The 26080-nt window shown below is 63.1% G+C and carries 31 protein-coding genes; 18 read left to right on the top strand and 13 right to left on the bottom strand.

Annotated elements, in window-relative coordinates:
• Nucleotides 1-31 precede the first annotated feature (31 nt).
• Complete coding sequence (locus AC0L3S_RS19575) at nt 32-217, bottom strand: hypothetical protein (protein WP_007612773.1); 186 nt, start codon at nt 215-217, stop codon at nt 32-34.
• Nucleotides 218-477: 260 nt separating this feature from the next.
• On the opposite strand from AC0L3S_RS19575, the gene AC0L3S_RS19570 reads away from it, so the two are divergent.
• The 5 genes from AC0L3S_RS19570 to AC0L3S_RS19550 all read left to right on the top strand — a co-directional run bounded on the left by AC0L3S_RS19570 (nt 478) and on the right by AC0L3S_RS19550 (nt 2938).
• Complete coding sequence (locus AC0L3S_RS19570) at nt 478-771, top strand: hypothetical protein (protein WP_473280576.1); 294 nt, start codon at nt 478-480, stop codon at nt 769-771.
• An 89-nt stretch (nt 772-860) separates the two neighbouring features.
• On the top strand, nt 861-1037 hold the full coding sequence (locus tag AC0L3S_RS19565) for a hypothetical protein (RefSeq protein WP_473261665.1): 177 nt from the start codon (nt 861-863) through the stop codon (nt 1035-1037).
• Between the two features lie 137 nt (nt 1038-1174).
• Entirely contained in the window at nt 1175-1366 is a 192-nt protein-coding gene (locus AC0L3S_RS19560; protein ID WP_473261667.1) for a hypothetical protein, read from the top strand.
• A gap of 858 nt (nt 1367-2224) precedes the next feature.
• Complete coding sequence (locus AC0L3S_RS19555; protein WP_007612758.1) at nt 2225-2473, top strand: hypothetical protein; 249 nt, start codon at nt 2225-2227, stop codon at nt 2471-2473.
• Nucleotides 2474-2668: 195 nt separating this feature from the next.
• Nucleotides 2669-2938 (top strand): DUF6894 family protein, encoded by a 270-nt coding sequence (locus tag AC0L3S_RS19550; RefSeq protein WP_473280573.1) that lies wholly within the window; start codon nt 2669-2671, stop codon nt 2936-2938.
• Here AC0L3S_RS19550 and AC0L3S_RS19545 read toward each other — a convergent pair.
• The 6 genes from AC0L3S_RS19545 to AC0L3S_RS19520 all read right to left on the bottom strand — a co-directional run bounded on the left by AC0L3S_RS19545 (nt 2932) and on the right by AC0L3S_RS19520 (nt 7123).
• Nucleotides 2932-3138, bottom strand: coding sequence for a hypothetical protein (locus AC0L3S_RS19545; RefSeq protein WP_473261674.1), 207 nt, complete (start codon nt 3136-3138; stop codon nt 2932-2934). The two genes, AC0L3S_RS19550 and AC0L3S_RS19545, sit on opposite strands and share 7 nt — an antisense overlap.
• The gene (locus AC0L3S_RS19540) at nt 3135-3335 is read right to left on the bottom strand and encodes a hypothetical protein (protein WP_473280571.1); all 201 of its coding nucleotides are present in this window, start codon (nt 3333-3335) and stop codon (nt 3135-3137) included. Before AC0L3S_RS19540 ends, AC0L3S_RS19545 begins: the two co-directional genes overlap by 4 nt.
• 242 nt (nt 3336-3577) lie before the next feature.
• The gene (locus AC0L3S_RS19535) at nt 3578-4255 is read right to left on the bottom strand and encodes an SOS response-associated peptidase (protein WP_473280569.1); all 678 of its coding nucleotides are present in this window, start codon (nt 4253-4255) and stop codon (nt 3578-3580) included.
• 430 nt (nt 4256-4685) lie between these two features.
• On the bottom strand, nt 4686-6209 hold the full coding sequence (locus AC0L3S_RS19530; protein ID WP_473280566.1) for an FAD-dependent monooxygenase: 1524 nt from the start codon (nt 6207-6209) through the stop codon (nt 4686-4688).
• Nucleotides 6210-6471: 262 nt separating this feature from the next.
• The gene (locus AC0L3S_RS19525) at nt 6472-6816 is read right to left on the bottom strand and encodes a response regulator (protein WP_473280565.1); all 345 of its coding nucleotides are present in this window, start codon (nt 6814-6816) and stop codon (nt 6472-6474) included.
• Between the two features lie 109 nt (nt 6817-6925).
• Nucleotides 6926-7123, bottom strand: coding sequence for a hypothetical protein (locus AC0L3S_RS19520; protein WP_473280563.1), 198 nt, complete (start codon nt 7121-7123; stop codon nt 6926-6928).
• Nucleotides 7124-7681: 558 nt separating this feature from the next.
• Here AC0L3S_RS19520 and AC0L3S_RS19515 point away from each other — a divergent pair.
• From AC0L3S_RS19515 to AC0L3S_RS19485, 7 genes are all read left to right on the top strand, one after another.
• Complete coding sequence (locus AC0L3S_RS19515; protein ID WP_473262120.1) at nt 7682-8008, top strand: hypothetical protein; 327 nt, start codon at nt 7682-7684, stop codon at nt 8006-8008.
• A 35-nt stretch (nt 8009-8043) separates the two neighbouring features.
• On the top strand, nt 8044-8427 hold the full coding sequence (locus AC0L3S_RS19510; RefSeq protein ID WP_473280561.1) for a phage terminase large subunit: 384 nt from the start codon (nt 8044-8046) through the stop codon (nt 8425-8427).
• Complete coding sequence (locus tag AC0L3S_RS19505) at nt 8424-8723, top strand: hypothetical protein (protein WP_473280559.1); 300 nt, start codon at nt 8424-8426, stop codon at nt 8721-8723. The genes AC0L3S_RS19510 and AC0L3S_RS19505 overlap by 4 nt, the downstream gene beginning before the upstream one ends.
• Nucleotides 8724-8787: 64 nt before the next feature.
• Complete coding sequence (locus AC0L3S_RS19500; RefSeq protein ID WP_473261687.1) at nt 8788-9216, top strand: GNAT family N-acetyltransferase; 429 nt, start codon at nt 8788-8790, stop codon at nt 9214-9216.
• Between the two features lie 237 nt (nt 9217-9453).
• The gene (locus AC0L3S_RS19495) at nt 9454-10722 is read left to right on the top strand and encodes a CaiB/BaiF CoA transferase family protein (RefSeq protein ID WP_473280557.1); all 1269 of its coding nucleotides are present in this window, start codon (nt 9454-9456) and stop codon (nt 10720-10722) included.
• Between the two features lie 187 nt (nt 10723-10909).
• On the top strand, nt 10910-12139 hold the full coding sequence (locus tag AC0L3S_RS19490) for an acyl-CoA dehydrogenase family protein (RefSeq protein WP_473280555.1): 1230 nt from the start codon (nt 10910-10912) through the stop codon (nt 12137-12139).
• A 9-nt stretch (nt 12140-12148) separates the two neighbouring features.
• Nucleotides 12149-12703 (top strand): flavin reductase family protein, encoded by a 555-nt coding sequence (locus AC0L3S_RS19485; protein ID WP_473280553.1) that lies wholly within the window; start codon nt 12149-12151, stop codon nt 12701-12703.
• A gap of 15 nt (nt 12704-12718) precedes the next feature.
• Here AC0L3S_RS19485 and AC0L3S_RS19480 read toward each other — a convergent pair whose 3' ends face one another.
• Entirely contained in the window at nt 12719-13690 is a 972-nt protein-coding gene (locus AC0L3S_RS19480; RefSeq protein ID WP_473280608.1) for an NAD(P)-dependent oxidoreductase, read from the bottom strand.
• 131 nt (nt 13691-13821) lie between these two features.
• On the opposite strand from AC0L3S_RS19480, the gene AC0L3S_RS19475 reads away from it, so the two are divergent.
• The 6 genes from AC0L3S_RS19475 (at nt 13822) to AC0L3S_RS19450 (ending at nt 20173) form a co-directional block, all read left to right on the top strand.
• Nucleotides 13822-14805 (top strand): ABC transporter substrate-binding protein, encoded by a 984-nt coding sequence (locus AC0L3S_RS19475; RefSeq protein WP_473280551.1) that lies wholly within the window; start codon nt 13822-13824, stop codon nt 14803-14805.
• Nucleotides 14806-14883: 78 nt separating this feature from the next.
• Nucleotides 14884-16578 (top strand): dihydroxy-acid dehydratase, encoded by a 1695-nt coding sequence (gene ilvD, locus AC0L3S_RS19470; protein ID WP_473280549.1) that lies wholly within the window; start codon nt 14884-14886, stop codon nt 16576-16578.
• A gap of 120 nt (nt 16579-16698) precedes the next feature.
• On the top strand, nt 16699-17544 hold the full coding sequence (locus tag AC0L3S_RS19465; RefSeq protein ID WP_473261697.1) for an ABC transporter ATP-binding protein: 846 nt from the start codon (nt 16699-16701) through the stop codon (nt 17542-17544).
• Nucleotides 17541-18326 (top strand): ABC transporter permease, encoded by a 786-nt coding sequence (locus AC0L3S_RS19460; RefSeq protein ID WP_473261699.1) that lies wholly within the window; start codon nt 17541-17543, stop codon nt 18324-18326. The genes AC0L3S_RS19465 and AC0L3S_RS19460 overlap by 4 nt, the downstream gene beginning before the upstream one ends.
• Nucleotides 18323-19090 carry an ABC transporter permease gene (locus AC0L3S_RS19455; protein ID WP_473280547.1) on the top strand — a complete coding sequence of 256 codons (768 nt, stop codon included), beginning with the start codon at nt 18323-18325 and terminating at the stop codon, nt 19088-19090. Before AC0L3S_RS19460 ends, AC0L3S_RS19455 begins: the two co-directional genes overlap by 4 nt.
• 36 nt (nt 19091-19126) lie before the next feature.
• Complete coding sequence (locus tag AC0L3S_RS19450) at nt 19127-20173, top strand: 2,5-dihydroxypyridine 5,6-dioxygenase NicX family protein (RefSeq protein WP_473280545.1); 1047 nt, start codon at nt 19127-19129, stop codon at nt 20171-20173.
• On the opposite strand, the gene AC0L3S_RS19445 is transcribed toward AC0L3S_RS19450, so the two are convergent.
• From AC0L3S_RS19445 to AC0L3S_RS19425, 5 genes are read right to left on the bottom strand one after another with little or no spacing between them, the layout of a single operon-like run.
• Entirely contained in the window at nt 20170-21162 is a 993-nt protein-coding gene (locus AC0L3S_RS19445; protein WP_473280542.1) for a 3-hydroxybutyryl-CoA dehydrogenase, read from the bottom strand. The two genes, AC0L3S_RS19450 and AC0L3S_RS19445, sit on opposite strands and share 4 nt — an antisense overlap.
• 3 nt (nt 21163-21165) lie before the next feature.
• Nucleotides 21166-22254: an NAD/NADP octopine/nopaline dehydrogenase family protein gene (locus AC0L3S_RS19440; RefSeq protein ID WP_473280540.1), complete on the bottom strand. Its 1089-nt coding sequence runs from the start codon at nt 22252-22254 to the stop codon at nt 21166-21168.
• Nucleotides 22251-23774 (bottom strand): class I adenylate-forming enzyme family protein, encoded by a 1524-nt coding sequence (locus AC0L3S_RS19435; protein WP_473280537.1) that lies wholly within the window; start codon nt 23772-23774, stop codon nt 22251-22253. Before AC0L3S_RS19435 ends, AC0L3S_RS19440 begins: the two co-directional genes overlap by 4 nt.
• A gap of 2 nt (nt 23775-23776) precedes the next feature.
• Nucleotides 23777-25066 carry an acyl-CoA dehydrogenase family protein gene (locus AC0L3S_RS19430; protein ID WP_473280535.1) on the bottom strand — a complete coding sequence of 430 codons (1290 nt, stop codon included), beginning with the start codon at nt 25064-25066 and terminating at the stop codon, nt 23777-23779.
• A gap of 12 nt (nt 25067-25078) precedes the next feature.
• Nucleotides 25079-25876 (bottom strand): alpha/beta fold hydrolase, encoded by a 798-nt coding sequence (locus tag AC0L3S_RS19425; RefSeq protein ID WP_473280532.1) that lies wholly within the window; start codon nt 25874-25876, stop codon nt 25079-25081.
• Nucleotides 25877-26080: the final 204 nt, after the last annotated feature.

The raw sequence follows: 26080 nt of genomic DNA, 5'->3' as shown, positions 1-26080 counted from the left end.
GACGTTTGTCCCCTGAGCGCGTGCGGTCGGACTATTTGATGCTGACGAACATGCCCCAGGCGCCGGCCAGCGCTGCGCCGGAAAAGACGATCAGCGGGTTGTCGCAGAACGCACTTCCATAGGTGCACATGGTGACGCCGAACGAGCCGATCTCGTGATGGCTCGCGGAGTAGAACAGTCCCGACAGCACCAGCAACGCGGCGGCGACGACATACATCGACGATCTCTCCGAGCTGTCCCCGTTGCGTCTGTCGCAAGGGACGTGTTCCAGCATGGCGCGAACCCATTGCATCCTGCCGAATCCGCCCTGCTGCATTTGAACTAAAGTCGATCTTTCCCGCGAGATGCTGTCGTCGTCAGCTGCAGTTCGTGCGCAATCTGCACGTGTGATCGGAGCCGGAACGTCAGCGCCGGAACTCCCGGACGTGCTCGTCATTAACGAACATGAACAGTTGGACCAATCGAGGGGAGTGGCCCATGGGAGCCGAGCGGATGCACCCTCCGCGGTACTGGCGGATGCGAGCGGAAGAATTCCGCACCAAGGCGGACAATTGCGAATATCCCGAGACGCGGGACGTGCTGCGCAAGGTGGCGCAAAATTACGACGAGCTGGCCCGCCGCGCCGCGCGCATCTCCACACTCGAGAGCCTGGACGAACTGCGGGGGGGGGGGGACCCGCCAACAGCAAGCCGGCTTGATCGTTCAGGACAAACCCGCTTGATGGTTCAGGACAAAGCCGACGAGAAGCGCACGCTATCGTGGGGCGGCTAGGCCCCCGCTCTATCAGAAGCTCCGCCCGCGCCGTTGGAACGAATGTCCACTTTGGCACTTAGGAACTCAGTCGTCCAATGAGGGATGAGATGAGCCGCGAACAGCCAAGCCCGGCAACGAGGCCGGATCAGCATTTCAAGCCAGGGCCGGCCTGTCCCAAATGCGAGAGGGGCACGCGCTTCCTGACGTCGATCTTCGACGTGAGCCGCGACTGCTCGGTCCTGATCTATCGCTGCGAGTCGTGCCGCGAGGACGTCTGGATCTGAGCGCGGCCTTGTCCTCGGCGTCAGCCGACTTGCGGGATGGCGCGCACCACATCGCATGGCAATGTCGGATAGGAACTTCGCCCGTTTCGCTCGCTTGTCGCCTGCATCGACCACGCAAGGCGAGACAGCTCCCCACCATGCAATCACGCTACCCGTTGTTGAAGAAGTGGACAGCGGAAGAGCACGCGCGGCTGAAGGCGCTGGCCGAAGCCGGCTGGCGGCCGGACGAGATCGCCGGCGAGCTTGGTCGCAGCGAAGCCGCCGTGAGGGTGCGCGCCTGGCAGCACGGCATCGCGCTGCGCCTCGTCACGCAGAAGCGCGGACCCTGAAGGCCGGCTGGGTCGAAACCCCGCAGGCGAGCTTCCCGCTCTGCGTTCACTTTTGAACGGTCCTCGATCGCCTCCCGGCGTACGCTGCGAATGGAGCAGGAACACGGGAGCTTGTCATGCTCACCAGCTAGGAATTCGAGACGGATCTCGACCGGCAGAAAATGCACCAGCTCGATGCAAGCCAGGCGACACGACAATTGCTGCGTCGTTCGCGGGAGCAGATAGCGGCGGCGATGGTACTGCTTCAGCAACAGGTTCCGAAGATCTGGCACCCTGAACCTCCAGAACGATAGCAACCTCCTGCTCTGTCCCGCGTTTGCGCGCATGGCGAACCGAGACAGCAGGCAGCGGCCGATATGTGCCGCGTGCAACCAACCCATGACATTCATCGACGCGGTCAGTTCACCCGAGGGGGCGATTGCCATCTTCCGGTGCTCCGGCTGCAACAAGCTGTCCTGGGAGAAGCCCAGGCGAGACCAGAACCTGGCCCGCTCGCGTTGAATTTGCGCGGGGAAGAAACGGCCCCAGCCCGGGGGGCGAGCTGAGGCCGTGGGGGGTAGCCGGTCGTGCATCCGGACCGACGCCCGAATAACTTTTTGATCCCAAAAGCTGTTCCTAATTTGCTGGCCCGCCATGGCGCGCTGCGATGAAACACGCCTGAAACAGTGCTGAAACCAGATTGTCTCGAACGCCCCGCCCACTGTGCCCGACCAACCTGGCGAGAAGGAGATCATCATGATCCAGGTCGGTATCCAAGTTGGTTCGAAGGAAGAAGTCGCGTTCTTGCTGGCGCTGTTCGGCACCCACACCCAGCCGGTCAAGCGGCCGGCGAAATCGCGCGCGTGAGGCGCTGATCCCATGCCAGGCTTGGCCGAATGCCAGAGCCTCTTGCGGCTTCTGATCGCAAGGGGCGACCCGAAGGCCATCCCGCTCGCAAAGGGCGCCATCGACCAATATCTGAACACGGCGCCGGCCTGCATGCGCGGCCGCGGCCTGCGCGTGCTCCAGCGCGACGCGCTCGACCAGCACGGGACTGCGGTCGGCGTGCAGCGCTCGTTCGCCGAAACGGTGGATGCCTATATCGTCGGGAAGCTTGCCGAGGAGTGAAGCGGCCGAACGTCGTTCGCCCCTCTCGCTTCCATCTCCTCAAGAGACCGGGCAGGCACGCGACACCAGGTACTTCCGCGTCGCGCTCGCGGAGGGAGGTCGGAGTTCCCGGAACCTGTTGATTCCACCAGATTTTTTCGCTGCGCTGGAAACCCTTTGTCCGCTTCGGACCTATTACGGGCAAAGGATGCTGCAATGCCCCGATATTATTTCGACCTGCGCGACGACACCGGTGTAGCGCTCGACGAGGAAGGGCTGGAGCTGGCCAGCTTGCGCGCCGTTCAGGCGGAGGCCGCCAAATCGGTCGCGGACATGGCGCGCGATGCCATCCTGTCCGCGCCTGCCGCGGGCGGCAGGCAGACCATGGCGATCGACGTTCGCGATGCCGAAGGTCCCGTGATGCAGGTCAAGTTCTCGTTCGCGTTCGAGACCTTCAGGACGCCCTCCGCATCACGCGATCATTGACGCGTGAGAAATTCCGGCGCGGAGGACTCGGGCTCGAGCACGGCGATCTTGCGGCCGAGCTGCCAGACCTCGACCTTGCCGTGCCGCGTGAACTGCTGCGCGAAGGTGAGGGCGTTCGCATCGGAGGCGGCCTCGAACGCTTCGGCGGAGCGGAACACGCCGTTGTCGCCGACCAGATAGGCGCGATATTGCAGGGTCATGACGGTGCCCTCAGTCCGGGCGATTGCAGCCAGGCGTCGATGTGCATGGCGGTCTCGTCCTGCCGCGCCCTGCGCAGCAGCATCTCGCGGCGGCGCCCCGGCGCGAGCGCGCGCGCCTCCTCGCGCAGCCGGGCGGCCTCCTCGGCGAGCCGTTCGGTGAGTGTCGTGGTCTGCTTGAAACGTCGGCGTGTCGGCATGCACGTCTCCCTGGTTCGTGTGGGCGGGAGCAATTTCGGCGGTCGCATCACCGGTCGATGCCAATTGCCTTGCGGTGATGGACAAATCTTAACTCCCTCGTCCGCGGGAGAGACACATCATATGATATGTCGGCGGATTAAATTGCGAGAGCGGGTTGAGCCGGTTGAGGGACTTGCTCAACTTGAGTGCTTGCGATTGCAATGTTCACTTTTGGACGAAGCGCATGCCGAAGGCCCGGATATTAGGAACCAACTGTAGCAGCGGTTAACGCGTCTTCCTTCTCGATGCCGCGCGCAACAATCTTCAAGGTTTCGTCCGGCAGTGGCCGTTGCAGCGCCTTGGCCTCATCCCACGGCGCCCTTAGCCAAACGTCTCGCTCCTCCGCTGTAGTCAGCAGCACCGGCATTGCTTTCGGATGGATCGGCTCCACGACCGCATTCGGCGTCGTGGTAAGAAAACCGTACACCTGATGCGGCCCGGGGATCGGCTTCGACTTGGTGCCGCGATCACCATTGAAAGTCGTCCAGATCCCGGCGAACGCGAACAGCGGCCGAGCGTCCGCGAGCGCAAACCACACGATGTCTTTCTTCTTGGTCTCCGGGTTCGGCTCCGGCGCGTATTCGGCAAAGCTGTTGACCGGCACGAGGCAGCGATGCTCCGGCTTGAGCCACGCGCGCCAGTGCGGCGACGACGTGTTGCGAATATTCGTCACAGGCGGGCCGCCGGTCCGAGGCGGGGGCGGCATGCCCCAGCGCATCAGCACCATCTCTCGCTCGCCGCCCGCATCGCGAATGACGGGCGCGGGGTAATCCGGGAACACGCCCGGCATCGGCGGCAAATTGCCTTCATAGCGGCGGACCACCCGGAACAATTCGGCGATAGCCGCCTGATTGGTGGTGATCGAATAGAGATTGCACATGTCTGCCTGTTTGGAAGCTCTTGGACTTGTAGACTCTAGCGCTCTTCGTTTGGGTGGACCCACTTGTATGGCGTGATGCTTTGCGTTTCGGTCAGCTTGATGATGTGGACGGGGGGGCGAATAGGCGGGCGTTCGCAAAATGGAGGAGTGAGCACAGCACCTGCAGCCCAACGGATTTGACACGTCGGGCAAAACACTCGCAGAATAGCATCATTGAAGATCAGCCCGCGCGGAGCAATCCGCCGCGGGCTTTGTATTTGCGGAGACTCGTCATTTAAACAAACGGATTACCCCGATGGATGCGCGATGCGCTATCTCATCTGCCGGCCCCCACGCCACCGCAGCAAGCCGGCAGCGTCGATGAGCCTGCGCACGCTGGGCGTGCAAATATTCGAATCTTGAGCCGCGTTCCTTCGCGCCCGACCTGAAGCTAGTCCGCAGCCGGTCCGAACCACCTCGTCATCGCGTCCGCGAGTCCGTGTAGGCTCTCGTCTCCCACCCACGCCACATGCCCGTCGGGCCGCACCAGCACGGCGCCGGGTGCTGCGACTTGCCCGATCGCCGGAAGCTGCCACGGGCCCTCGTATTCGGCCTCGATGCGATCGATGCGATCGGTCCAGGGCGTAATGTCGAGGCCGCCTGTCTTGCCAAAATCGAGCAGCAAGCCGCGCGCGCCGTGCAGCAGCGTGAACAGTCGCAGCGGACGCCCGTCCACCGTCAAATCGAGATCGGGCATGCGGCGCCCGAGCAGCGCGTGGTCTTCACCCAGATCGTAGTGCACGTCGAGCCCGCTCATCATCGCGCCAAAACGCTGGCGCGGCGCGTCCATGCCGAGCAGCTCGGCGACGATGTCGCGCGCGGCCTTGAGGCCGTCCTCGCCGCGGCGGAGCAGGGCGATTTGCGCCATGGTGTTGCGCAAGGTCCGCGCGGCGACGGGATGGCGCTCAGTGTGGTAGCTGTCGAGCAGGGTTTCGGGCGACAGGCCCTTGACCACCTGCGCGAGTTTCCAGCCGAGATTGACGGCGTCCTGCACGCCAATGTTGAGGCCTTGCCCGCCGACGGAGTGATGGATATGCGCGGCATCGCCGGCGAGCAGCACGCGACGCTTGCGATAGGACACCGCCTGCCGTGCCGCGTCGGTGAAGCGGGAGATCCAGGACGGGTTGTGGAGTCCGAAGTCGGTGCCGTACACGGCGACGAGGGCGTCGCTGAGATCGCGGGGGCCGGGCGCGCCGGTGCGATCGAGCGTCGCTTCCGTCACGACCACCAGCACACGTCCGCTCTCGGTCTTGCTGAGGCCGTGAAAGCCGAGCGCGTCGTGGCGCAAGCCCCATGCGGGCTCGTCCCGCATCTCGACTTCGGCCATGAGGTTGCTCAGCGTCGGATCTGTGCCTGCGAAGTCGATGCCGGCGGCCTTGCGCACCAGGCTGCGGCCGCCGTCACAGCCGACCAGATAATTCGCGCGCAAGGTCTCGGCGCCGGACAGCGTCACGTCGATGCCGGCCTCGTCCTGCGCGAAGCCCGTGACCTCGCGGTTTCGATAGATCGGCACCGCGAGCTCGCTGACCCACTCGGCCAGGATGCGCTCGATGTGGCTCTGCCGCAGCGCGAGCCCGTAGGCGTGCCGGGTGGGGAGGTCGCTGATATCGAGCCTGGTCCAGGCGAAGCCCGCGAGCTGCGTGATTTGCCCTTCGCGCAGGAAACGATCCGCGACGCCGCGCTGGTCGAGGATCTCGATGCTGCGCGCGTGCAAGCCGCCGGCGCGCGTGCCGACCAGTTCCTGATCGGCGCGCCGTTCGACCACGGCGACGTCGACATTCGCCAGCGCGAGCTCGGCGGCCAGCATCAAGCCGGTCGGGCCAGCGCCGGCGATCACCACGGCGTGGTCTTCGTGGCGAGCGCCGGCCGTTCTGGCGTGGTCGCGCGTTCGGGACGTCGGAAGCAGTACAGGCATGTGAGACCCCTCGGGATGGTGTTCGGGTCGAGGGTTCTACGGCAGGGGCGGGGGCTTGAAGCAAGCCCGTCGCACACCACATATCTGAGTGGGGAGAGAGAGAACCTTTTGTCCGCGTTCGCCGCGTTGACACGTCGGGCAAAACACCGGCATAATGCCATCATCGAAAAGAGTTTGGTTCACCCGCGCGGAGGCGATCCGACGCGGGTTTTGTTTTGGGTTTTGCGCTTTCCGGCGTTTTTTTTGCGGGGGCCTGCGACCTTCAGCAGATGCCTGTGGTCCGCTGCATGGTGCTGGCGAGTTCCTCGAACGAGAACGGCTTCCTGATCATGGGGAGACCGTCGCGCCGGGGCTCACGCCCCGACAATTGCAGGATCTTCAGTTCCGGGCGGCGTCGTCTGGCCAGCTCGGCGAGTTCATGACCGTCCATGCCGGGCATGTTGATGTCGGTGATGAGGATGGAGATATCCTGGTTCTGCGTGAGCCGGTCGAGCGCATCCGGGCCGCTATTGGCGCTGATGACGTCGCAGCCGAGATCTTCCAGCATGTCGACGATGACGTCGAGCACGCCGGGATCGTCGTCAACAACCAGTACGGTATGGCTCATCGCACAACGTTCCTTCCTGAAGGAATAAACGCGGCCGCCTTGGCGTAAGTTCCGGCACGGCGTGGTCGAATGAGCGATGTTTTGCACGTCGCGCCGCTCGCGGAGCGGCCTAATCGTCCTTCGACAGATCGCCGGGCCTGGTGGGAAGGTCGATGGTACCGCCCTCGCCATGCACGAGATCGCGGTTGTTGTCCTCGGTCTCGCCGGCGTCTTCAACGATGGCCTCTTGTGTGTCGCGCTCCTTGTCGATATGCGGCTTCTGGCGGGGCAAGTCTCGCGATGTTTTCGGAATCATGTTCAGTGCCATTGGTCGATCCTCCTGACCGGCTTAACGCGGGCAGGGACGGTTCGTTCGTTGATACGTCGGGGGACGCCGGCAGCCTGACTGGAAATGGTTTCCCGAAGGTCTCCGTCAGTTTTAATTCGCAAAAAGCGAAATAGAGCTTGACCCGTCGGGCAAAACACTGGCATAGTGGCATCATCGAAAAGTTCTCAACGCCCGCGCGGGACAACATCCGCCGCGGGTTTTTTCGTATCCCATTTTCGGAATCGGACGGCGGCCCACGCATCACGGCCACGCACTCGCTTGAAACGCGTTGAGGGAGCGCCGATCGGCGTGCCGCCGTCCGTACCATTGCTGGCCGTGCACGCGCGAACGTGCCGGCCCGCGGCGCGAGCAATGTGCTCGCGCCGCTGCGGTCTCCGGATGCGGAGATAGGGTTCGCGCCCGAAACGATCGCGCCTCATTCGCGATCTGCCGCGCATTTCTTTGTCGAGGAGAGACGATGACGGCCTATCTGATATCGCTCGCGCTCGCCGGCCTGGTTGCAATCGCGCTGTGGGAGACGTTGTCTTGAGCGAGGACATGGAAATTGCCCTCGTGAGCGAGCCGGTCCGCGCGCCTGCGCGACGGAAGACGTCCAGCGCGCGCACCCTGACCGAAATCCGCTCGCTGGCGCGGAGCCACACCAGGACCGCGCTCAGGGTGCTGGTCGGCATCATGCGCAGCGACGACGCGACACCGGCCGCCCGTGTCTCGGCCGCCAATGCAATCCTCGATCGCGGCTGGGGCAAGGCGGCGCAGCCGATCGAGAACGGCGAGGATGGCGTGCTGGAATTGATTCACCGGATCGAGCGGATCATCGTGTATCCCGGGAGTGCGGCTGGCGGCACCGCTGGGCGCGACGCCTGAGCCAACGGCTGTGAAAGGGTGAGCGAGCGCATCCATTGTCCATCCTGAAAATTCCGACGGCCAAGATCTTCGAGCCGCTGCTCAAGCCCGCCCGCTACAAGGGCGTCTACGGCGGGCGCGGCTCGGGCAAATCGCATTTTTTCGGCGAGCTTCTCGTCGAGACCTGCCAAGCCGAGCGCGGCACGCTGGCGGTCTGCATCCGCGAGGCGCAGCGGACGCTGGCGCAGTCATCCAAGCGGCTGATCGAGGGCAAGATCGCAAGTCTTGGTCTCGGCCACGGCTTCCAGTTGTTCAGCGACAAAATCGAAACGCCTGGCGACGGGTTGATCATCTTTCGCGGGCTTCAGGCCAATCTGGTTGTCTCCTTCTACTTCGCCAAGCGCGGCTTCGAGAATGTTGCGAGGATCATCAAGCGGTGAAGATGCCAGATGACGAGATCAGGGCGATCGTTGCCGAGACGCTGGCTGAGCAACACAGGCTTCAGCAAGCGAATATCGATGCGATCGTATTGAGGACGGTGGCGTCGGTGCTGGCGTCTTTCGGAATCGAGGATGACGACCGAAAGGAGCTGAGGGCTGATTTTCAGCACCTGCGCCGATGGCGAACGAGCGTGGAGCAGGCGCAGAGCTACACCTTCAAAGCCGTCATTACGGTGATCGCCACCGGGCTGATGGGCGCGGTTTGGCTAGGTGTCACGGTCGTGCTGGGCAAGTGAGCCTCAATCGGCACGACATTCTGCACTTCCACTCACGTTCATTTCGTCTCCAATGGACCGTCCCATGTACAGAATTCGCATCGTCGATGCATCCGATGACGACATCGTCGATACATTGGCCGACCTGCATCAGTCGACGTTCTTCGATGCGGCTCCCTTGCCACAATTTGAGTTAGGGACGTGGTGGCTTGCCTATCACGGCGATGAGCCAGTAGCCTTCGCCGGTGTCGTGCCGTCAACGCACATTCGAAATGGCGGTTATTTCTCCAGGGTCGGTGTGTTGCAGCGGCACCGGGGACGTGACCTCCAGTGCAGGCTGATGCGGGTGATCGAGGCAAGGGCACGGCGTATTGGATGGGACAGCATCGTCTCGGATACGACGGACAATCCGGTGTCTGCCAATAATTTCATCCGGGCGGGCTATCGGCTCTTTGAACCTCATGTGCCCTGGGCTTGGTCGCATACGCTTTACTGGCGAAAGGCGCTTTGCTGAGCGAATGGAGCGAAGTTTCCCGTGGTGCGGAACGTGATTCACGCAACGTAAGAATGGTTCGCGCGAGATGAACCGCAACACGGACGTTCAAGGGCCCGGCAGCTTGACAGCTGCCGGGCCCTTTTTGCGTATTGAAGCGATGCGGGCGAAGGACTTGCGAAGTCAGCGGTGCCGGGCTTTAAGTTTGCTCCTGCGGGACATTCGGCAACCATAAGCCGATGTAAGGGAGCGCCGTCGATGCCCACCAAGCCTCAATTGCCGGAACGTTCGTCGCGCGCGACGAGGGCGCCTACCGCGCTCGACGGTCTGCTGGTCGTCGATTTCACGCGTGTGGTTGCTGGCCCAGCCTGTACGCAGACGCTTGCTGATTTCGGCGCGCACGTCATCAAGATCGAGAATCCAGACGGGGGCGACGACACGCGTGCGTATGAGCACGCCGAGATCGGTGGAGAGAGTGCTGCCTATCTGAGCCTCAATCGCAACAAGCGCGGCATCACGCTCGACCTTACCGTGCCGGAGGCTCGTGAGATTGCGCTGGATTTGATTCGCAAGGCCGACGTGGTCGTCGAGAACTTTTCCAGCGGGGTCATGAAGAAATTTGGCCTCGATTATGAAACGGTTGCGCCGCTCAATCCGCGGCTGGTCTATTGCTCGATCTCCGCCTACGGGCGCACCGGACCGTTTGCCTCGCGTCCCGGTTTTGATCCGATCACGCAGGCGGAAAGCGGCTTCATGTCGCTCAACGGATTTGCCGATGGCCCGGCGGTTCGCACCGGCCCGCCCATCGTGGACATGGCGACGGGGATGTCTGCCTGCAACGCCATCCTGATGGCGCTGTTGGCGCGGGATCGACTCGGTCGCGGCCAGCATGTCGAGGTCGCCCTGTTCGACGTCGCGATGGGTATGACCGGCTTCTATGGCATGGCCTATCTGATCAACGGCGAAAATCCCGGCCGGTTTGGTAATTCGCCGAGTGGCTCTCCTACCGTCGGCGTGTACGAGGCCTCCGATGGACCGCTTTACATGGCCTGCGCGAATGACCGGCTCTATCGCCGGCTGGTCGTTGAAGTGCTGAACCGGCCGGATCTGATCACCGATCCGCAGTTTGCCTCGCGCAAGGCGCGTTCCGAGCACAAGGAGCTTCTGCGGGCAGCCATTGCGGAGGTCTTTGCGAGCGATACTCTCGAGAACTGGATGACCAAGATGAAGCTGGCCAATATCCCGGTCGGCTATCTCCGGACGGTCGAGGAGGGGTTTAATGCACCGGAGGCGCGAGCGCGCCATCGCTTGAACCGGATTCCACATCGTACGGCAGAGTGGGTCCCGAACATCGAGCCGCCGATTGCCATGAGCTTGACCGGCCCGGTTGATCCTGTGGCTGCTCCGTTGCTGGGCGAGCACACGGAGCAGGTGTTGCGTGATACGCTCGGTTACGACGAACGTCGGATATCGCAGTTCGCCCAAAAGGGTGTCTTTGGCTCGGGCAAACCCGCGACGTCGGGCTGAGCCTGAGCGTTGATCGTACAGGCCAGGCCTCGCGCGGCTTGCGGATCACGGCTTGGCGATGTCGGCGCCTTCGCGACATCGCATCCTTCCTGGCAGCCGGGTTCAGGGCGACCATACCCGGCCAGCGCGGCCTTGGCTTGATTTGGCGATGTTCCAGCCGCATAAATGCGTGAAGCGAGGGATACGAATGGCGCCTAGTCAAGAGCCGAGCGCGGGCCGGTCCGCGGCGGCGCAATCCGATGAAACTGCCCATGCGGCAATGGTCGCGAAGGCCCGTGCGCTCGTCCCACGGCTGCGAGAGCGGGCGGCGCGGACGGAGGAGTTGCGGCATCTGCCGCCCGAAACGGAGAAGGATCTGCACGACGCGGGCCTGTTCCGGATGCTTCAGCCCAAGCGCATTGGCGGCGCAGAACTCGACTATGTCGCCTTGATCGATTGCGCGGACCTGCTCGGACAAGCAGATGCCTCGGTGGCATGGAATCTGGCCAATCTGGCGAGCCATCATTGGATGCTCGGCATGTTCGAGCCGAGGGCGCAGGATCTGGTCTGGGGCCGTGACCCGGACGCGCTGATCGCGTCCTCGTTCATTTTTCCGGCCGGGCGTGCCACGAGAGTCGCGGGCGGATACCGGCTCCATGGCAGCTGGCCGTTCTCCTCGGGCGTTGCCTCTTGCGCATGGAACATGCTTGCAAGCGTCGTCTACTCCGACGACGAGGCAGACGGCATCGAGTATCGGATATTTCTGCTGCCGAGAGCCGACTACAAGGTCCTCGACACCTGGAATGTCGCGGGACTGCGGGGGACAGGGTCTTGCGACGTGGAGGTCAGGGACGCTTTCGTGCCCGACGATATGACGGTCGCGGTCGGCGATCTCGACGGCGGCCCGACGCCGGGAAGCAAGCGCAATCCCAACCCGCTGTATGCGCTTCCGGTGTTCTCGCTGTTTCCCTACGTCCTCTCCGGCGTCGCGCTGGGGAACGCGCAGGCGTGTCTCGACGATTATGCGGAGGTCGTCCGTCATCGCATTTCCACCTACAACCACGCCAAGCTGAGCGACTTTCAAAGCACCCAAATCAAGATCGCCGAGGCCTCGGCGAAGATCGACGCTGCACGCCTGATCATGCGCTCGGCCTGTCTGAATGCCATGGAGGATGCACGGCGGGGTCGTATCCCCGATATGGCGACCAAGACCAGATATCGGCGCGACGGTGCTTTTTCAGTAAACTTCTGCACGGATGCGGTGTCGATGCTGTTTGCCGCGAGCGGAGCGCGAGGCCTGTTCACGACGGGCGCGTTGCAGCGGCAATTCCGCGATGCGCACGCGATCAATTCGCATCTCGCATTCAATTTCGATGCGGCCGGCACCAATTATGGACGCGTGGCGCTGGGCCTGCCGTCCGAGAATCTCACGCTGTGAGGCCGGCCGATGAATGATCTGCCGAAGCAGCCGGCCGTTCCCGATCCGGCCAACGAACTCGCGAGCGACAGCTCGCCGATCGATCCCCGAGATTTTCGCAGCGCGCTTGGCACGTACGCCACGGGGGTGACGATCATCTCAGCCGCGGCTCCTGACGGCAAGCCCTATGGCCTGACGTGCAATTCGTTCGCCTCGGTCTCGCTGAATCCGCCGCTGGTTCTTTGGAGCCTGGTCGTCTATTCCTCTAGTCTAATCATCTTCCAGAACGCCAGTCATTTCACGGTCAACGTTCTCGGTGTTTCGCAACAGGCGCTTGCGAGCAAATTCGCCAAATCGTCTGATGACAAGTTCACCGGTGTCGCCTGGACGCCGGGCCTCGGCAACGCGCCGGTGCTCGCCGAAAGCGTCGCGAATTTTCAATGCCGCTCGGTCAATCGCTATTACGGCGGCGACCACGTGATCTTTCTCGGTGCGGTCGAGGCCTATACTTACAATGCGAAGGAGCCCCTGCTGTTCGCGCGAGGCGCGTTTGGCCGATTTCTCGCCGACGCCGAGCGCAAGTAGTCACTTTAGCGCGCTTCAGTTCGCGCTCGACGGTTCAGCGCTCCCTGCCGAAAGCTTGTAGATTTCGAGCGCATCCGCGTCCGCGCCTCGCGCGGCCTTGGCGAGCCTGAAAAGTTGTCCGGCAAGCGAGGCCATGGGCACCGGCGTCAACGTCGTCTGCGCGACATCGGCGACGGTATCGAGGTCCTTGAGCATCGTGGCGATGTGACCAAGCGGTGGTGAGTGAGTCCCCTGGACCATCCGCGGCACGAACAGCTGCAGCGGAATGGAGTCCGCGAAGCCGCCGGCGAGTGCTTCGGGCAACCGGCTGGCGTCGATTCCGGCGTTCACGGCGAGGCGTGTTGCTTCCGCAAGAACGGCCATCGCGCATCCGACGATCACCTGGTTGCACAGCTTTGTGGTCTGGCCGGCGCCGGTCGGGCCCATGTGGGTGAGCCTGCGTGCCATGGCCAACACGTAGGGGCGCACCCGCTCGATATCGGTGGCTTTTCCGCCGGCCATGATGGCAAGCGTGCCTTCCTCGGCGCCCTTGGTACCACCGGACACCGGCGCATCGATCCAGCCGGCGCCGTTCGCTGCTAACAATCGGGCTGCAAGGTCTCGTGCGGCGTCAGGATGGATCGACGAGAAGTCGACCACGAGCTTACCCGCGCCGGGCGCTGTTGAGATGCTCTCGCGCCCGAAGATCACCTCTTCCACGGCAGCCGCATCCGTCACGCACATGAAGACGATGTCCGAGCTCTCCATCAAGTCACGGGGAGTGGCTGCGCGCCTGGCACCGTCCTCCACGAGTGCGGCCATCTTCCCTTCCGAACGGTTCCAGACAGTGACCTGATGGCCGGCCTTGAGCAGGCGCCGGCTCATCGGCGTCCCCATCAGTCCAAGGCCGAGATAGCCGAGCCGCTCGACGCCCTGCGGGTTTGTCTTGCTCCCTTCAGCCATAGGTTGCCTCCATCTGTCGCTCCGCGATGCCGCGCGACGTTGCATTACCATACATGGTGTATCCCACGACGAAACCACGCGGCCGGCATGGCTTGCTTGATTGTTTGAACCATGAAACATTTGCCGCGGTCGGGTTGGATGGCGCCGATCGGCGCCTGGGCAGCGGAGTGGGCACGATGCGAACCGTTTCGAAGTGGATCCTGGCTTTGGGGGCGGCAGCGGCCGTGAGCGCGAGCGCAGGCTCGTCATGGGCGCAGCAGACAATTCGCGTCGGCTGGACGATTCCGGCCGAAGAATCCAAGTACTGGATGATGCGCCGCCCGGCTGAGTTTCCCAATATCGGCAAGGCCTACAACATCGAATGGACCCAGTTTCAGGGCACCGCTCCGATGACGCAGGCCTTGGCGGCCGGCGCGCTGGATTGCGCGACGCAAGCGCCGCTGTCGCTCGCCAACGGCGTGGTTGGCGGCAACCTCAAGGCCTACATCGTGGCGCAGCATGTCTTCGAGAAGGCCGGTGGTTTCTCGGTCTACTGGGCTGTCATGGACGACTCCCCGATCAAGACGATCGCCGATCTCAAGGGCAAGACGGTCGGAATTTCCGTGATCGGCGGCGGCACCCAAGGCCCGTTCAACCTGTTGCTGAAGCAGAACGGCATCGATCCGGCCAAGGACATCAAGCTGGTCGAGGTCGGCTTTGCCGTCTCCGAAGATGCGTTGCGGCAGGGCCGCGTCGATGCGGTCAACATGAACCAGCCGTTTGCCGCGCGCGCGGAGGCAAAGAGTGGCACGCGCAAGCTGTTCTCGCTGTCGCAGGCGATGCCGAACATCGTGCACATCCTGGAAGCCTGCCGTGCCGACTTCGTCGACAAGAATCCGGAAGTGGTCAAGGCTTACGTGCGTGACATTACATCCGGCATGAAGAAAGCGCTGGCGAACCGCGAAGAGACGTTGAAGGTCGTCAACGAAGTCCTGAAAGCACCTATTCCGGTTCTCGAGACCTATCTGCTCAAGGACAACGATTTCGGCCGCGATCCTGGTGCGGCACCGAATTTCCCCGCGATCCAGAAGATGCTGGACATCTATGCGGAGACCGGGATGCTGCCAAGATTGGATGTCGCGCAATTCAAGCATTCGACGATCGTCGCTCCGCTGCAATAGGCGATCGGGCGAATGGACCGAGCGGGAAGGATGCGGCGTCCAGGATGATCCGGGACGTTGCATGAAGAAGATGCACGTATGAAGAAGCTTCGATCTCGGATCACGACGGATGGTCTCGACCGGGCCCCGCACCGCGCGTTCATGCGCGCCATGGGGCTCGACGACGCTGCGATTGCGAAGCCGATGGTGGGCGTCGTCAGCATGAAGGGCGAACAGACGCCCTGCAACATGACGCACGACTTTCAGGTCGCCGCGGCCAAGACCGGAATCGAGGAGGCCGGCGGCACGCCGCGCGAGTTTTCGACCGTATCGGTTTCCGACGGTATCAGCATGAATCACGAGGGGATGAAGTTCTCGCTGTTTTCGCGGGAGCTGATTGCCGACTCGATCGAAGCCGTCGTGCATGGGCTCGCCTACGACGCACTGATCGGTTACGGCGGATGCGACAAGACGCTTCCCGGCGTGATGATGGGCATGGTCCGGTGCAACGTGCCGGCCATTTTCATCTATGGCGGCAGCGCGCTGCCGGGCCGCGTGGACGGGCGAACCCTGACCGTGCTCGACTCCTATGAGGCGGTCGGCAGCTTCATGACGGGAGAGATCGATGGCGCGACGCTCGAGCGGATCGAGCGGGCCTGCCTGCCGACCATCGGCGCGTGCGCCGGCCAATTCACTGCCAACACCATGGGGATGGTGTCTGAAGCGATGGGCCTCACCATTCCCAACGTGTCGATGGTGCCGGGTGTCTATGCCAAGCGCGCGCAGATATCCAGGCGGGCCGGGCGCCTCATCATGGAGATGCTGGAGCGCGGCGGGCCTTTGCCGCGCGACATCGTGACCCGGAAATCCCTGGAAAACGGAGCGGCAATTGTGGCTGCCACGGGTGGTTCGACCAATGCTGCGCTGCATCTGCCAGCCATCGCGAACGAGGCCGGCATCGCATTCACGATCGATGATGTCGGCGAGGTCTTTGCCAGGACGCCGCTGATCGGAAACCTGCGGCCGGGAGGCAAATATACGGCGAAGGACGTCTACGATATCGGCGGCGCCGCCGTGGTGATTCGGGAGCTGATCCAGAGCGGGCATATTGATGGCAGCTGCTTGTCTGTCACAGGCCGCACAATCGCCGAAGAATATGGCACCGCCAACGCACCTGACGGAGAGATCGTTTACACGGCTGGCGCGCCGATCATGCCGGATGGCGGCGTCGCGGTGCTGAAGGGAAACCTCTGTCCGGACGGCGCGGTTATCAAGGTCGCGGGCCTGAAGAGCCAGTTCTTTGAAGGCGTGGCGCGCGTTTTCGAAGACGAGGAGGCCTGCGTCGCTGCGGTTCGTGATCGCACCTATCGGGCGGGCGAGGTTCTCGTGATCCGCAACGAAGGGCCGGTGGGCGGCCCGGGCATGCGCGAGATGCTCGGCGTCACCGCGCTGATCTACGGACAGGGCATGGGCGAGAAGGTGGCCCTTATCACGGATGGACGGTTCTCCGGCGCCACCCGCGGAATGTGCATCGGCTATGTGTCTCCCGAGGCCTTCGTTGGCGGTCCGCTGGCGCTGGTACGCGATGGCGACAGGATCCGGATCGATGCTGCGAACCGGCGGATGGATATGCTGGTCGACGAGGAAGAACTCACGGCTCGCCGGCACGATTGGAAGCCGCGTCCGCCTCGTCACCGTGCCGGCGCCCTCGCCAAATATGCGCGATTGGTTGGCCAGGCACCGGGCGGGGCCGTGACGCATGAGGGGCCCGCGGAATGGCCCTGGTTCGGATGACGCGGCGCACTTGCCCGAAACAGCCAATGGCCTGGCAAGTTTCTTGCTAAGCTCGCGTCGCTGACGAAGGATGTTCAGCAAGCCTGTTGCGCAGGGTTCGCGCGAATGAAGTGAGACGGGATGAAGGTAGTGCCTTCGAGATCGAGCGAATGGGTGAGACCGGTGACGCCGCAAAAACCGGCTTCTGCAATCATCGAGATCGAGAGCGTCTCGCAGGTATTTCAGACCTCGGCGCGCAAGGACCATGTGGCGCTATCGGACATCTCCCTGGCGATCGAGGAGGGAGCCTTCGTCTCCATTCTTGGCCCGTCCGGCTGCGGCAAGTCGACATTGCTTTACGTCGTCGGCGGCTTCGTCAGCCCGACCAGCGGCTCAGCGAAGATCAGGGGACGGACGATCACGGGACCAGGGCCGGATCGCGGTCCGGTATTCCAGGAATTCGCGTTGTTTCCGTGGAAGACCGTGCTGGGCAATGTGATGTATGGCCCTCGCCAGCAGGGCGTGCGCACCACCGAGGCGGAAGCACAGAGCCGGGCCTTGATCGAGATGGTCGGGCTCAAGGGCTACGAGAATTTCTATCCCAAGGAGCTGTCCGGCGGCATGAAGCAGCGCGTGGCACTGGCTCGAACGTTGGCTTACCATCCTGAGGTTCTGTTGATGGACGAGCCGTTCGGCGCGCTCGATGCTCACACGCGAACGCGGCTGCAGAACGATCTGTTGAATATCTGGGAGCGTGATCGCAAGACGGTGCTGTTCGTCACTCATTCGGTCGACGAAGCGGTTTTTCTATCCGACAAGGTCGTGATGATGTCGAAGTCTCCCGGCCGCATCCGCGAGGTCATCGACATTGATCTGCCCCGGCCGCGCCGCCGCAGCGAGCTGCTGCTCGATCCACGGTACCAGAAATATGTCGTCGACATCGAGCGCATGTTCGACGAGGTCGAAGATACGGGATCGGCGTCATGACATCGCTGACGGCCCTGGCCAAGCGTGCCGCGCCGGTGTTTGCCTGCATCGGGCTTCTTGCGGCATGGCAAGTTGCGTCACTCGCGCTGAAGAACGACAGCTTCCCGACGGCGATCGAGGCAATCCGTGTAATCCCGGACATCCTCGGCGACAAGGAAGCGCTGATCAACATCCTGGCCTCGCTCCGCCGCATGGCGGTCGGGTTTGGCATAGCGGTATCGGTCTCGATCCCACTCGGCCTGTTGATGGGCCGCAGCCGGGCCGTCGCGGCCTTCTTCAATCCGCTCCTGATGGTGATCTACCCGGTGCCGAAGGCCGCCTTGATGCCGATCATCATGCTGTGGCTCGGCGTCGGTGACATCACGAAGACGCTGGTGATCTTCCTCGGCGTCAGCCTGCCCGTGATCTATCACAGCTTCGAGGGCGCCAAGGCGGTGGAAGAGAAGATGCTGTGGTCGGGCGCCGCCATGGGGCTTTCGCCTGCGCAACGCCTAGTTCGAATCGTACTGCCGGCGGCGTTGCCGGAGATCTTGACCGGTTGCCGCACCGGACTCGTGCTGGCGCTGATCACGATGATCACCAGCGAGATGATCGCGCGTCAGTCCGGCGCCGGCAATATCCTGTTCAATGCCCTCGACATGGGCCAATACGACACCGTCTTTGCGATGATCATCATCGTCGGCGCGATGGGAATCTGCCTCGATGCGATCTTCGAGCGGGTCCGCGCAAGGCTGGTGCGCTGGTCTGAGCCTCAGTTCGACATGCCGCTGAGCTTCTCATGATGCCGCAGCTTCGCTCCACCAGCATCATCCTCGGGCTCGCGCCGATCGTGCTGGTGATCGCGCTGTGGCAAGGCCTCGTATCATTTGGCTTTGCACCTGCGGTGTTGCTGCCGCCGCCGGGATACGTCTTCAGCAGGTTGCTTCAGCAACTCGTGACATGGACGTTTCAGCAGGAGATCGCGGCGACCCTGATCCGGCTGTTTGCCGGCTTCGCCATTGCGGTCGTGCTCGGTGTCAGCATCGGCATCGCCGCCGCCGCCAGTCCGGCTATCAACGCCGTGGTCCGGCCGATCGTTCGCGTGCTCGCGCCCTTGCCCAAGGTCGCGCTCTATCCAGCATTGCTGCTGCTACTCGGTTTCGGCCACGGATCGAAGATCACGCTGGTGGCGGCGGATGCCCTCTTTCCCATTCTCTTGTCTACCTATTACGGCGCGTCGACGGTGGAGCAGAAGCTGATCTGGTCGGCCATGGCGGCGGGAACGCCGCGCTATCAGATCCTGTTCAAGGTGGTGCTGCCAGCCGCGATGCCGTCGATCCTGACCGGTTGCCGGATCGGCCTTGTCATTTCCTGTATCGTGGTGTTTCTGGCGGAGATGATCACGTCGAGCGACGGGCTCGGACATGTGCTCGTCACGGCGGCCCGGACCTTTCAGGCCGTCGACATGTTCGTGCCGCTGATCACGATCTCGCTGCTGGGCCTGATCCTCAATGGTCTGCTGGGGGCAGTGCGCGCGTATCTGCTGCGGGGTTTCCCCGAAGCATGAACTGACGAAGAAGAAACAGAAAGACGGGAGTAGACCATGCTGGCTGATCGCATTGAGGCAAAATGGATCGACGCATTTTGCGAGATTTTTGAGCGATGCGCCGTCAAGGCCGGCGATACCGCGGCGATCCTCTCGGAAACCCAGTCACGTGCGTTGAACGTTCATCTGGCGGAGCTCGCGCTGCTGCGGATGGGCGCCCGACCATTTCACGTGGTCATGCCGACCCCGCGTAACCGGAATATCGTTCCGGTTCGCTCAACCGGTGCAAGCGAGGCAATCCAGCGGCTCGGTCCGGTCATCACCGCGCTTCAACAAGCCGGCTTTGTGGTGGATTGCACCATAGAGGGCTTGATGCATGCGGTGGAGACACCCGAGATCCTCAAAGCCGGCGCGCGTATTCTGGTGATCTCCAACGAGCATCCCGAAGCGCTGGAGCGGATGGTGCCGGATTCCGCGCTTGAGAAGCGCGTTCGCGCGGCGGCGAAGATGCTGCGCGGGACCAAGCGGATGCGGGTGACGTCAAAAGCCGGCACGGCGCTCGACGTCGATATGGTCGGCGCGTCCACGGTCGGCGTCTGGGGCTGGACGGACAAGCCGGGTACGCTGGCGCATTGGCCCGGGGGCATCGTCGTTAGCTTCCCCAAGAGCGGAACGATCAACGGCACGCTGGTGATGGCGCCCGGCGACATCAACCTGACCTTCAAGCGTTACCTGACCTCGCCGGTGAAGATGACACTGAAGGACGATTATGTCGTCGAGCTGGAAGGCGCGGGCACGGATGCCGCAATGATGCGAGCCTATCTTGCCGCCTGGGGCGATAAGGAAGCCTATGCGGTATCGCATGTCGGCTTCGGCATGAATCCCGGCGCGCGCTACGAGGCGCTGTCGATGTATGACCAGCGCGACACCAACGGCACGGAAATTCGTGCCGTCTCCGGCAACTTCCTGTTCTCGACCGGTGCCAACGAATTCGCCGGCCGTTACACGGCGGGCCATTTCGATCTGCCGATGATGGGGACGACGATCGAGCTCGATGGCATTGCTGTGGTGCGCGAAGGGGTGCTGCAGGACGTCTTCGGCTAGTTCCGATCGAGCACAGGTGGGCGAGCCAGGTCAAAGTGACGGAGGAGGTCGACCATGGCCTGAAGCCGTTTTGCCCGATAGGCGTCGACGTCCATACCTGAATAATCGAGAAAGCCTGCGCCCGTGCGCAGGCCGATCCGGCCCTCCTGCATGTTCCGCGAAATGACCTCCGGCGCACGATAGCGGTCGCTGCCGAGTGCGCCTTCGAGATAGCGGCTGGCGTAATACAAAATGTCGCCGCCACCCCAGTCGATGAATTCGAGCAGCCCAAGCACGGCGTAGCGGAAGCCGAAACCGTAGCGGATCGCCTTGTCGATGTCTTCTGCGCTGGCGACGCCTTCTTCGACCATGCGCGCAGCCTCGTTCATCGCCAGCGCCTGGATGCGCGGGACGATGAAGCCGGGAGTCGCCGCGCAGACCACCGGCACCTTGCCGATGCCTTCAAGTAGCGCGCTGACCGCGTCGATGACAGCGGGATCGGTAGCCTTACCAGGCGAAACCTCGACCAGCGGGATCAGATAGGCCGGATTGAGCCAGTGCACATTGAGGAAGCGGCGAGGATTCACGATCGCGCCCGAGAGATCGTCGACCAGGATGGTCGATGTCGTCGATGCGATGATCGTATCGGGGCCGACTTGTCTTGAGGCCGCCCCCAGCACATCCCGCTTGAGCTCGACGATCTCGGGGACCCCTTCGAAGACTATTCCAGCATCGGATAGCGCCGCATCACTCTGGCCGGCCGGCACCACCGAGACCCGTGCGATCAGCGGATCGACATCCGCCTCGGTCAGGAGCCCCAGCTTCGCCAGGCTGGCAAAGGTCTTCCTGACTTCGCCGAGCGCATCTGCCTCCAGCCTGGCGAAATCTTCGGCTGAACGGGCCTTGATGTCGATCATCGTGACCATATGCCCCGCGTAGGCGAACGCGACGGCGATGCCGCGGCCCATACGGCCGGCCCCGAGACAGGCGATTATGGCTCGGTTGGTCATCGGTCAAAATCCCTTGCGAAGAAGTGTCTGCAAAGCGGCCTTGTCGAGATTACCGAGGCCCAGCGTCTCGAGGGTTCGGCCGCCTTGCGTAAAATCCTGAGCGCAGATTGCGCCACCGATGGCCAGAAATCCTTTGGCCAGCGGCGTAGCCACGCCCGCCAGGCCGGCGACGGAGACCAGCAGCGACAGCCCAAGCCGCAAATCTTCTCTCATATAGCGATGCTCGGTCAGCACGATCCGCTCGCGCCAGTCGCCGGAATCGGTCAGCCGGTCATGCGAGCCGCGGCCGTACATCCACATCTCGCCTTCCTTGGCGTAATGATGGGCGAGCGGAAAATGCGGTGCGCCATATCCGAGCGCCTCACGCACGGCAATCCGTTCGCCGTCGAGCGCGTCAGTGACCCGGCGAATCGCGGCTTGCGTTCCTTCCTTGTGAATGTCCCACTTTTCGAAATGCTCGATCGGACCTGCATTCATCACGATCAGCGGCGGATGGATAATCGGGCCGGCGTTCATCAGCGCCCCCGAAAGAGCATCTCCGCACGGTTCGATTGCGTAGGGGAAAGCCTGTCCGATCACCTCAAGTGCGCGCGGCGCCTGATCGAGCGGGAAAACGCCGACCGGCAGTCGCTTGGCGCGGATGGTGATCGCGACCTCGAACGGCCCGTGCTTGCGGGTCAGCCAGGGCAAGGTTCCGGTCTCGGCAAAGCACGCCTTGACGCGGTTGCCGGCATCCCGCGCAGCCTGGGCGAAGATCATCGAGCCGAAGGTAGCCGGCGGCAGAAACACGACCTGTCCATCCCGCAGATGTGGAGCAAGCAGGCGCGCGATATCCGTCTGCGCGAAGCCGGGAGCGGGGCACAGGATCAGCTCTGCGCCGTTGACGGCCTCGGCGATGCCGGTCGTCACCAGCGCCAGTTTCACGTCGTGACGGCCGTTATGATCCTTCACCAGGATGCGCGAGCCGGCGGCGCGATGGGCTGCGACCTGATCTGCGTCGCGGCGCCAGAGCCGGACCTCATGTCCCGACAGCGCAAAATCGCCCGCGGCCGCGAAAGAGCCGTTTCCCCCACCCAGAACCGCAATCTTCAAGATGCTTCTCCTTGCGCGCGCGATTGCGCATCAAGCTGCTTCAGCAGGAAATGCTGGACCTTGCCTAACGCGGTGCGCGGCAGGTCGGTGACGAAAACGATGTCGCGCGGAACCTTGTAGCGGGCGAGTTGTGCCTGAAGATTCGCTTTCAACGCGTCTGCTTCGAGCCGACAGCCGGATCGCGGGATCACGTAGGCGACAGGGACCTCGTCCCAGCGTGGATCGGGCCGGCCGATCACCGCGCATTCGCTGACATCGGGATGTTCGAGCAGGACGCGCTCGACCTCCGCCGGATAGATGTTCTCGCCACCGGAAATGATCATGTTCTTCTTGCGGTCGCGCACCCAGAAATAGCCGTCCGCGTCGCACAGGCCGATATCGCCGGTACGATACCAGCCGTCGTGCAGCGCATCGCGCGTGGCGTCAGCATTGCCCCAATATTCGAAGAACACGTTGGGGCCGCGCACCGCGATCTCCCCCGGTGCACCCGCCGGCACCTCGTTGCCGGCGTGATCGATCACTTTCGCTTCGCAGCACAGGCCGGCAAGTCCGGTCGATCCCGCGCGCGAAAGATCGCCACCAAGCCGGGTGTAGACTGCGATGGGACAAGTTTCCGTCGAGCCGTAGACCTGAAGCACGGGTACGCCGCGCGCCACGAAGCGGTCGATCAGATGCGGCGGCACGATGGTCGAGCCAGTCGCGACGGCCTTGAGTGACGAAAGGTCGGTCGTGGGCCAGACGGGATGCTCGCTCACCGCCTGGATGATCGCCGGCACCATCACGGTCAAGGTCGGCCGTTCTCGTTCGATGGCTGCAAGCGCGGTGTCCGGCGTGAAGCGTGCGTGAACCGTGACCGTCGCGCCCAGCTGGAGCGCCGCCGTGGTCTGGATGTTGAGGCCACCGACGTGGAAGAATGGCAGCAGCGTCAGCACATGGTCGTCGGACGTCATGTTGTGCATGTGCTGGCTCATGACGCCGTTCCAGAACAGCGCCTCCTGGCGCAGCACCGCCCCTTTGGGCCGCCCGGTCGTTCCTGACGTATAGACAATAAGGAGCGGACAGGAGAGATCAGTGTGCGGGTTGCGGCCGGTGCCCCGGCTCCGAGCCAACAGGTTTTCGAAGGTCATGCCGCGGGGCGGCTCGAAATCGAGCCCGACGATTGCGGTCCCCTCAAGCTCGGCAAGGACCCCCTCAAATGCCTGCTCGAGCACCAGGACCTTGGCGCCGGCATCGTTGAGGATGAAAAGCTGCTCGGCGACAGCGAGCCGCCAGTTCAGGGGCACCAGCATCGCGCCGAGCCGCGCGCAGGCATAGAGCAGAACCAGATAGTCCGGCCGGTTCAGGCTGAGGATCGCCACGCGGTCGCCCCGGCCTACGCCGAGCTCCTGCTTCAATGTCGCCGCCGTCCGCTCGATCCGCGCGGCGAACGCTGCATAGCTCAACCGCTCCCCTTCAAAGACAATGGCTGTCTTGTCTGGCGCAAACGCCGCGTTGCGATCGATCAGACTGCAGAGATCCACCGTCAGTCGTCCGTTTCGCCGGCCTCGTACAGCGCCTCGCGCCCGATCCGGTCGAGGCAGAGCTCGGCTGTCCAGGGCAACATCAGCGAGCCGCAGCGGCTGTCGCGATAGATCCGCTCGAGCGGCAGCGAGCGCAGCATGGCCTGACCGCCGCAGGTGCGGATCGCGAGCGCGGCGAGCTCATTGGCACCCTCCATCACCGAATATTGCGCGGCATAGGCGCGAAGCACCTGCTCCTTGCTCGGATTGGCGCGTGCCTCGGTGACGGCCTGGAACCAGATTGCCTTGATCTGCTCCAGCTTGATCTGCATCTGCGCGACTGCAATTTGCTTGGTCGGATACATCCTGCGCTTGACCGGCGGCATGCCCGGTACTTCGCCGCGCAGATATCGCACCGTGAAGTCATAGGCGGCTTGTGCAAGGCCCATATAGGTCGGCGACAGCGTCAAGAACATGTGCGGCCAGCGCATCGCGGCCTGGAAATAGACGCCCCGCGGCATCAGCGCCGAATCTGCCGGCACGAACACGTCCTTGAACAGCAGCGTGCGCGAGACCGTTCCGCGCATGCCGAGCGGATCCCAGTCGCCGACGACCGAAACGCCTTCCGATTTTGCAGGAATGGCGAGGTAAAGCGTGTTGCGGCGTGAAGCCTTCTCGCCTTCCTCGATCTCCGTGCAGAGAACGCCGTAATAGTCGGCATGGCCGGAGAGTGATGCAAAGATCTTCTTGCCGTTGACGATCCAGCCGCCTGCGACCGGCCTTGCTTCCGTGCCGAAAGCGACGCCGCCTGCCGCTGCCGCACCGCCTTCCGAAAAGGGCTGCGAATAGATCGCGCCGTCCTCGACGATGCGCTTGTAGTGGACTGCACGCCGCCTCTCGTGCTCGGCGCGGGTCTTTGCATCCATGTCGAGATCGTCGGCGAGCGGGCCCGACCACAGCGTCGAGCAGACATGCATGTTCCAGGTGAGCGCGGTCGCGCCGCAATAGCGGCCAATTTCGGCTGCCGCCAAAGCGTAGGTTTGATAATTCGCGCCGAGCCCGCCGTGTTTCTTGGGCACGGCGATACCAAGCAAGCCGACGCGATGCAGATCGCGATAGTTCTCCGACGGGAAGATCGCCTCGCGATCGTAAGTCGCTGCGCGGCCGGCGAACACGCTCTGGCCGATCTCGCGCGCCCGCGCGATGATGGCGGCCTGCTCGTCGCTCAGTCGGAATGCGACGGGATCGAAGATCGGTGCATCCAGCGCGACCTTGTCAGTCGCGCCGATGGTCTTGCTGACTTGCATGGTCATTGCTCAGTCATCCTACGTGTTGATCGCGACGGAGTTCAGGAACCGGCCGAGGGCCTCGTCAAAGGCATCGGGGCGCTCCAGGTTGGCGAGATGGCCGACAGCGTCGAGCTCGACATATTCCGCGGAAGGAATGTAGGTCGCCGTCTTCGCCATCATCGGCGCTGGCGCGTTGTTGTCCTTGGAGCCGGACAGCAGCAGCGTCGGGATGGAAATATCCTTGAGGGTGCTGCGTTGGTCGAAGCCGATCAAGGCCAGCATCATGGCGCGATAGCTCGCCTCGGGCACGCTTGCCATGCACTCGCGTGCAAGCTCCATTCCCCTGGGATCAGGATCGTCGCCCACCAGTTCCTTCACCAGAGAGGGCGCCAGCGACTTCATCGTTTCGCCGCGATCGAGCGGCCCGAGCCGTGCGGCGATAAACGATTTCTGCCAATCGCCGTCGGCCTTGCCGAACGCCGGGCTGGTCTGCGCCAGCACGATCGCGCGCGCCAGTTTTGGGGATTGCACCAGCCATTTCTGGACGATCATGCCGCCGATGGAATGGCCGACCAGAATTGGCTTGCTCGCACCAAGCTGCTCGATGAATCGCTGAAGCGCATCCGCCAGGGCAGCGATGCTGACGCTGGCGAGCGGCGCCGATCCGCCATAGCCCGGCATGTCCCATGCAATCGCGTGAAAGCGGTCGCCGAATGTGGCAAGCTGCTGCCGCCAAGCCCGTGCCGCACCGCCGATGCCATGCAGGAAAATCAGAGGTGTCCCGCCCGGATCTCCCGCGGCTTCATAGGCGAAGCGGCCGTCCTTTGTTATCATTGGCGCAGGCTGCGACACACGACATCCTTTTGCTCGGCCCATCGATGCTAACAGGCCTGTGAGGGATGGGAAGAGATAATTTTATACTTAAAGCAATTTTCAGGCCGTCTTCTGCGTGCGGCCGTTCGGGGGGCCGAGTCGAGCTTTGTTTGCAAAAGTTTGAAGGTTAAAATATATCGAGAGGAGCGATCAGCAGAATGCAAG

This window comes from Bradyrhizobium sp. Ken01, assembly GCF_055807355.1.
This window is presented reverse-complemented; position numbering and strand designations above follow the sequence as displayed.

Excerpts from the sequence above, each read along its gene's own strand:
- AC0L3S_RS19515 (WP_473262120.1), top strand. The coding sequence starts at position 7,682 with ATGGAAATTGCCCTCGTGAGCGAGCCGGTCCGCGCGCCTGCGCGACGG.
- AC0L3S_RS19555 (WP_007612758.1), top strand. The coding sequence starts at position 2,225 with ATGCCAGGCTTGGCCGAATGCCAGAGCCTCTTGCGGCTTCTGATCGCA.
- AC0L3S_RS19485 (WP_473280553.1), top strand. The coding sequence starts at position 12,149 with ATGAATGATCTGCCGAAGCAGCCGGCCGTTCCCGATCCGGCCAACGAA.
- AC0L3S_RS19490 (WP_473280555.1), top strand. The coding sequence starts at position 10,910 with ATGGCGCCTAGTCAAGAGCCGAGCGCGGGCCGGTCCGCGGCGGCGCAA.
- AC0L3S_RS19480 (WP_473280608.1), bottom strand. The coding sequence starts at position 13,690 with ATGCAACGTCGCGCGGCATCGCGGAGCGACAGATGGAGGCAACCTATG.
- AC0L3S_RS19465 (WP_473261697.1), top strand. The coding sequence starts at position 16,699 with ATGAAGGTAGTGCCTTCGAGATCGAGCGAATGGGTGAGACCGGTGACG.
- AC0L3S_RS19520 (WP_473280563.1), bottom strand. The coding sequence starts at position 7,123 with ATGGCACTGAACATGATTCCGAAAACATCGCGAGACTTGCCCCGCCAG.
- AC0L3S_RS19540 (WP_473280571.1), bottom strand. The coding sequence starts at position 3,335 with ATGCCGACACGCCGACGTTTCAAGCAGACCACGACACTCACCGAACGG.
- AC0L3S_RS19525 (WP_473280565.1), bottom strand. The coding sequence starts at position 6,816 with ATGAGCCATACCGTACTGGTTGTTGACGACGATCCCGGCGTGCTCGAC.
- ilvD (WP_473280549.1), top strand. The coding sequence starts at position 14,884 with ATGAAGAAGCTTCGATCTCGGATCACGACGGATGGTCTCGACCGGGCC.
- AC0L3S_RS19570 (WP_473280576.1), top strand. The coding sequence starts at position 478 with ATGGGAGCCGAGCGGATGCACCCTCCGCGGTACTGGCGGATGCGAGCG.
- AC0L3S_RS19565 (WP_473261665.1), top strand. The coding sequence starts at position 861 with ATGAGCCGCGAACAGCCAAGCCCGGCAACGAGGCCGGATCAGCATTTC.
- AC0L3S_RS19530 (WP_473280566.1), bottom strand. The coding sequence starts at position 6,209 with ATGCCTGTACTGCTTCCGACGTCCCGAACGCGCGACCACGCCAGAACG.
- AC0L3S_RS19450 (WP_473280545.1), top strand. The coding sequence starts at position 19,127 with ATGCTGGCTGATCGCATTGAGGCAAAATGGATCGACGCATTTTGCGAG.
- AC0L3S_RS19445 (WP_473280542.1), bottom strand. The coding sequence starts at position 21,162 with ATGACCAACCGAGCCATAATCGCCTGTCTCGGGGCCGGCCGTATGGGC.
- AC0L3S_RS19495 (WP_473280557.1), top strand. The coding sequence starts at position 9,454 with ATGCCCACCAAGCCTCAATTGCCGGAACGTTCGTCGCGCGCGACGAGG.
- AC0L3S_RS19550 (WP_473280573.1), top strand. The coding sequence starts at position 2,669 with ATGCCCCGATATTATTTCGACCTGCGCGACGACACCGGTGTAGCGCTC.
- AC0L3S_RS19500 (WP_473261687.1), top strand. The coding sequence starts at position 8,788 with ATGTACAGAATTCGCATCGTCGATGCATCCGATGACGACATCGTCGAT.
- AC0L3S_RS19535 (WP_473280569.1), bottom strand. The coding sequence starts at position 4,255 with ATGTGCAATCTCTATTCGATCACCACCAATCAGGCGGCTATCGCCGAA.
- AC0L3S_RS19455 (WP_473280547.1), top strand. The coding sequence starts at position 18,323 with ATGATGCCGCAGCTTCGCTCCACCAGCATCATCCTCGGGCTCGCGCCG.
- AC0L3S_RS19545 (WP_473261674.1), bottom strand. The coding sequence starts at position 3,138 with ATGACCCTGCAATATCGCGCCTATCTGGTCGGCGACAACGGCGTGTTC.
- AC0L3S_RS19460 (WP_473261699.1), top strand. The coding sequence starts at position 17,541 with ATGACATCGCTGACGGCCCTGGCCAAGCGTGCCGCGCCGGTGTTTGCC.
- AC0L3S_RS19560 (WP_473261667.1), top strand. The coding sequence starts at position 1,175 with ATGCAATCACGCTACCCGTTGTTGAAGAAGTGGACAGCGGAAGAGCAC.
- AC0L3S_RS19475 (WP_473280551.1), top strand. The coding sequence starts at position 13,822 with ATGCGAACCGTTTCGAAGTGGATCCTGGCTTTGGGGGCGGCAGCGGCC.
- AC0L3S_RS19575 (WP_007612773.1), bottom strand. The coding sequence starts at position 217 with ATGTATGTCGTCGCCGCCGCGTTGCTGGTGCTGTCGGGACTGTTCTAC.
- AC0L3S_RS19430 (WP_473280535.1), bottom strand. The coding sequence starts at position 25,066 with ATGACCATGCAAGTCAGCAAGACCATCGGCGCGACTGACAAGGTCGCG.
- AC0L3S_RS19425 (WP_473280532.1), bottom strand. The coding sequence starts at position 25,876 with ATGATAACAAAGGACGGCCGCTTCGCCTATGAAGCCGCGGGAGATCCG.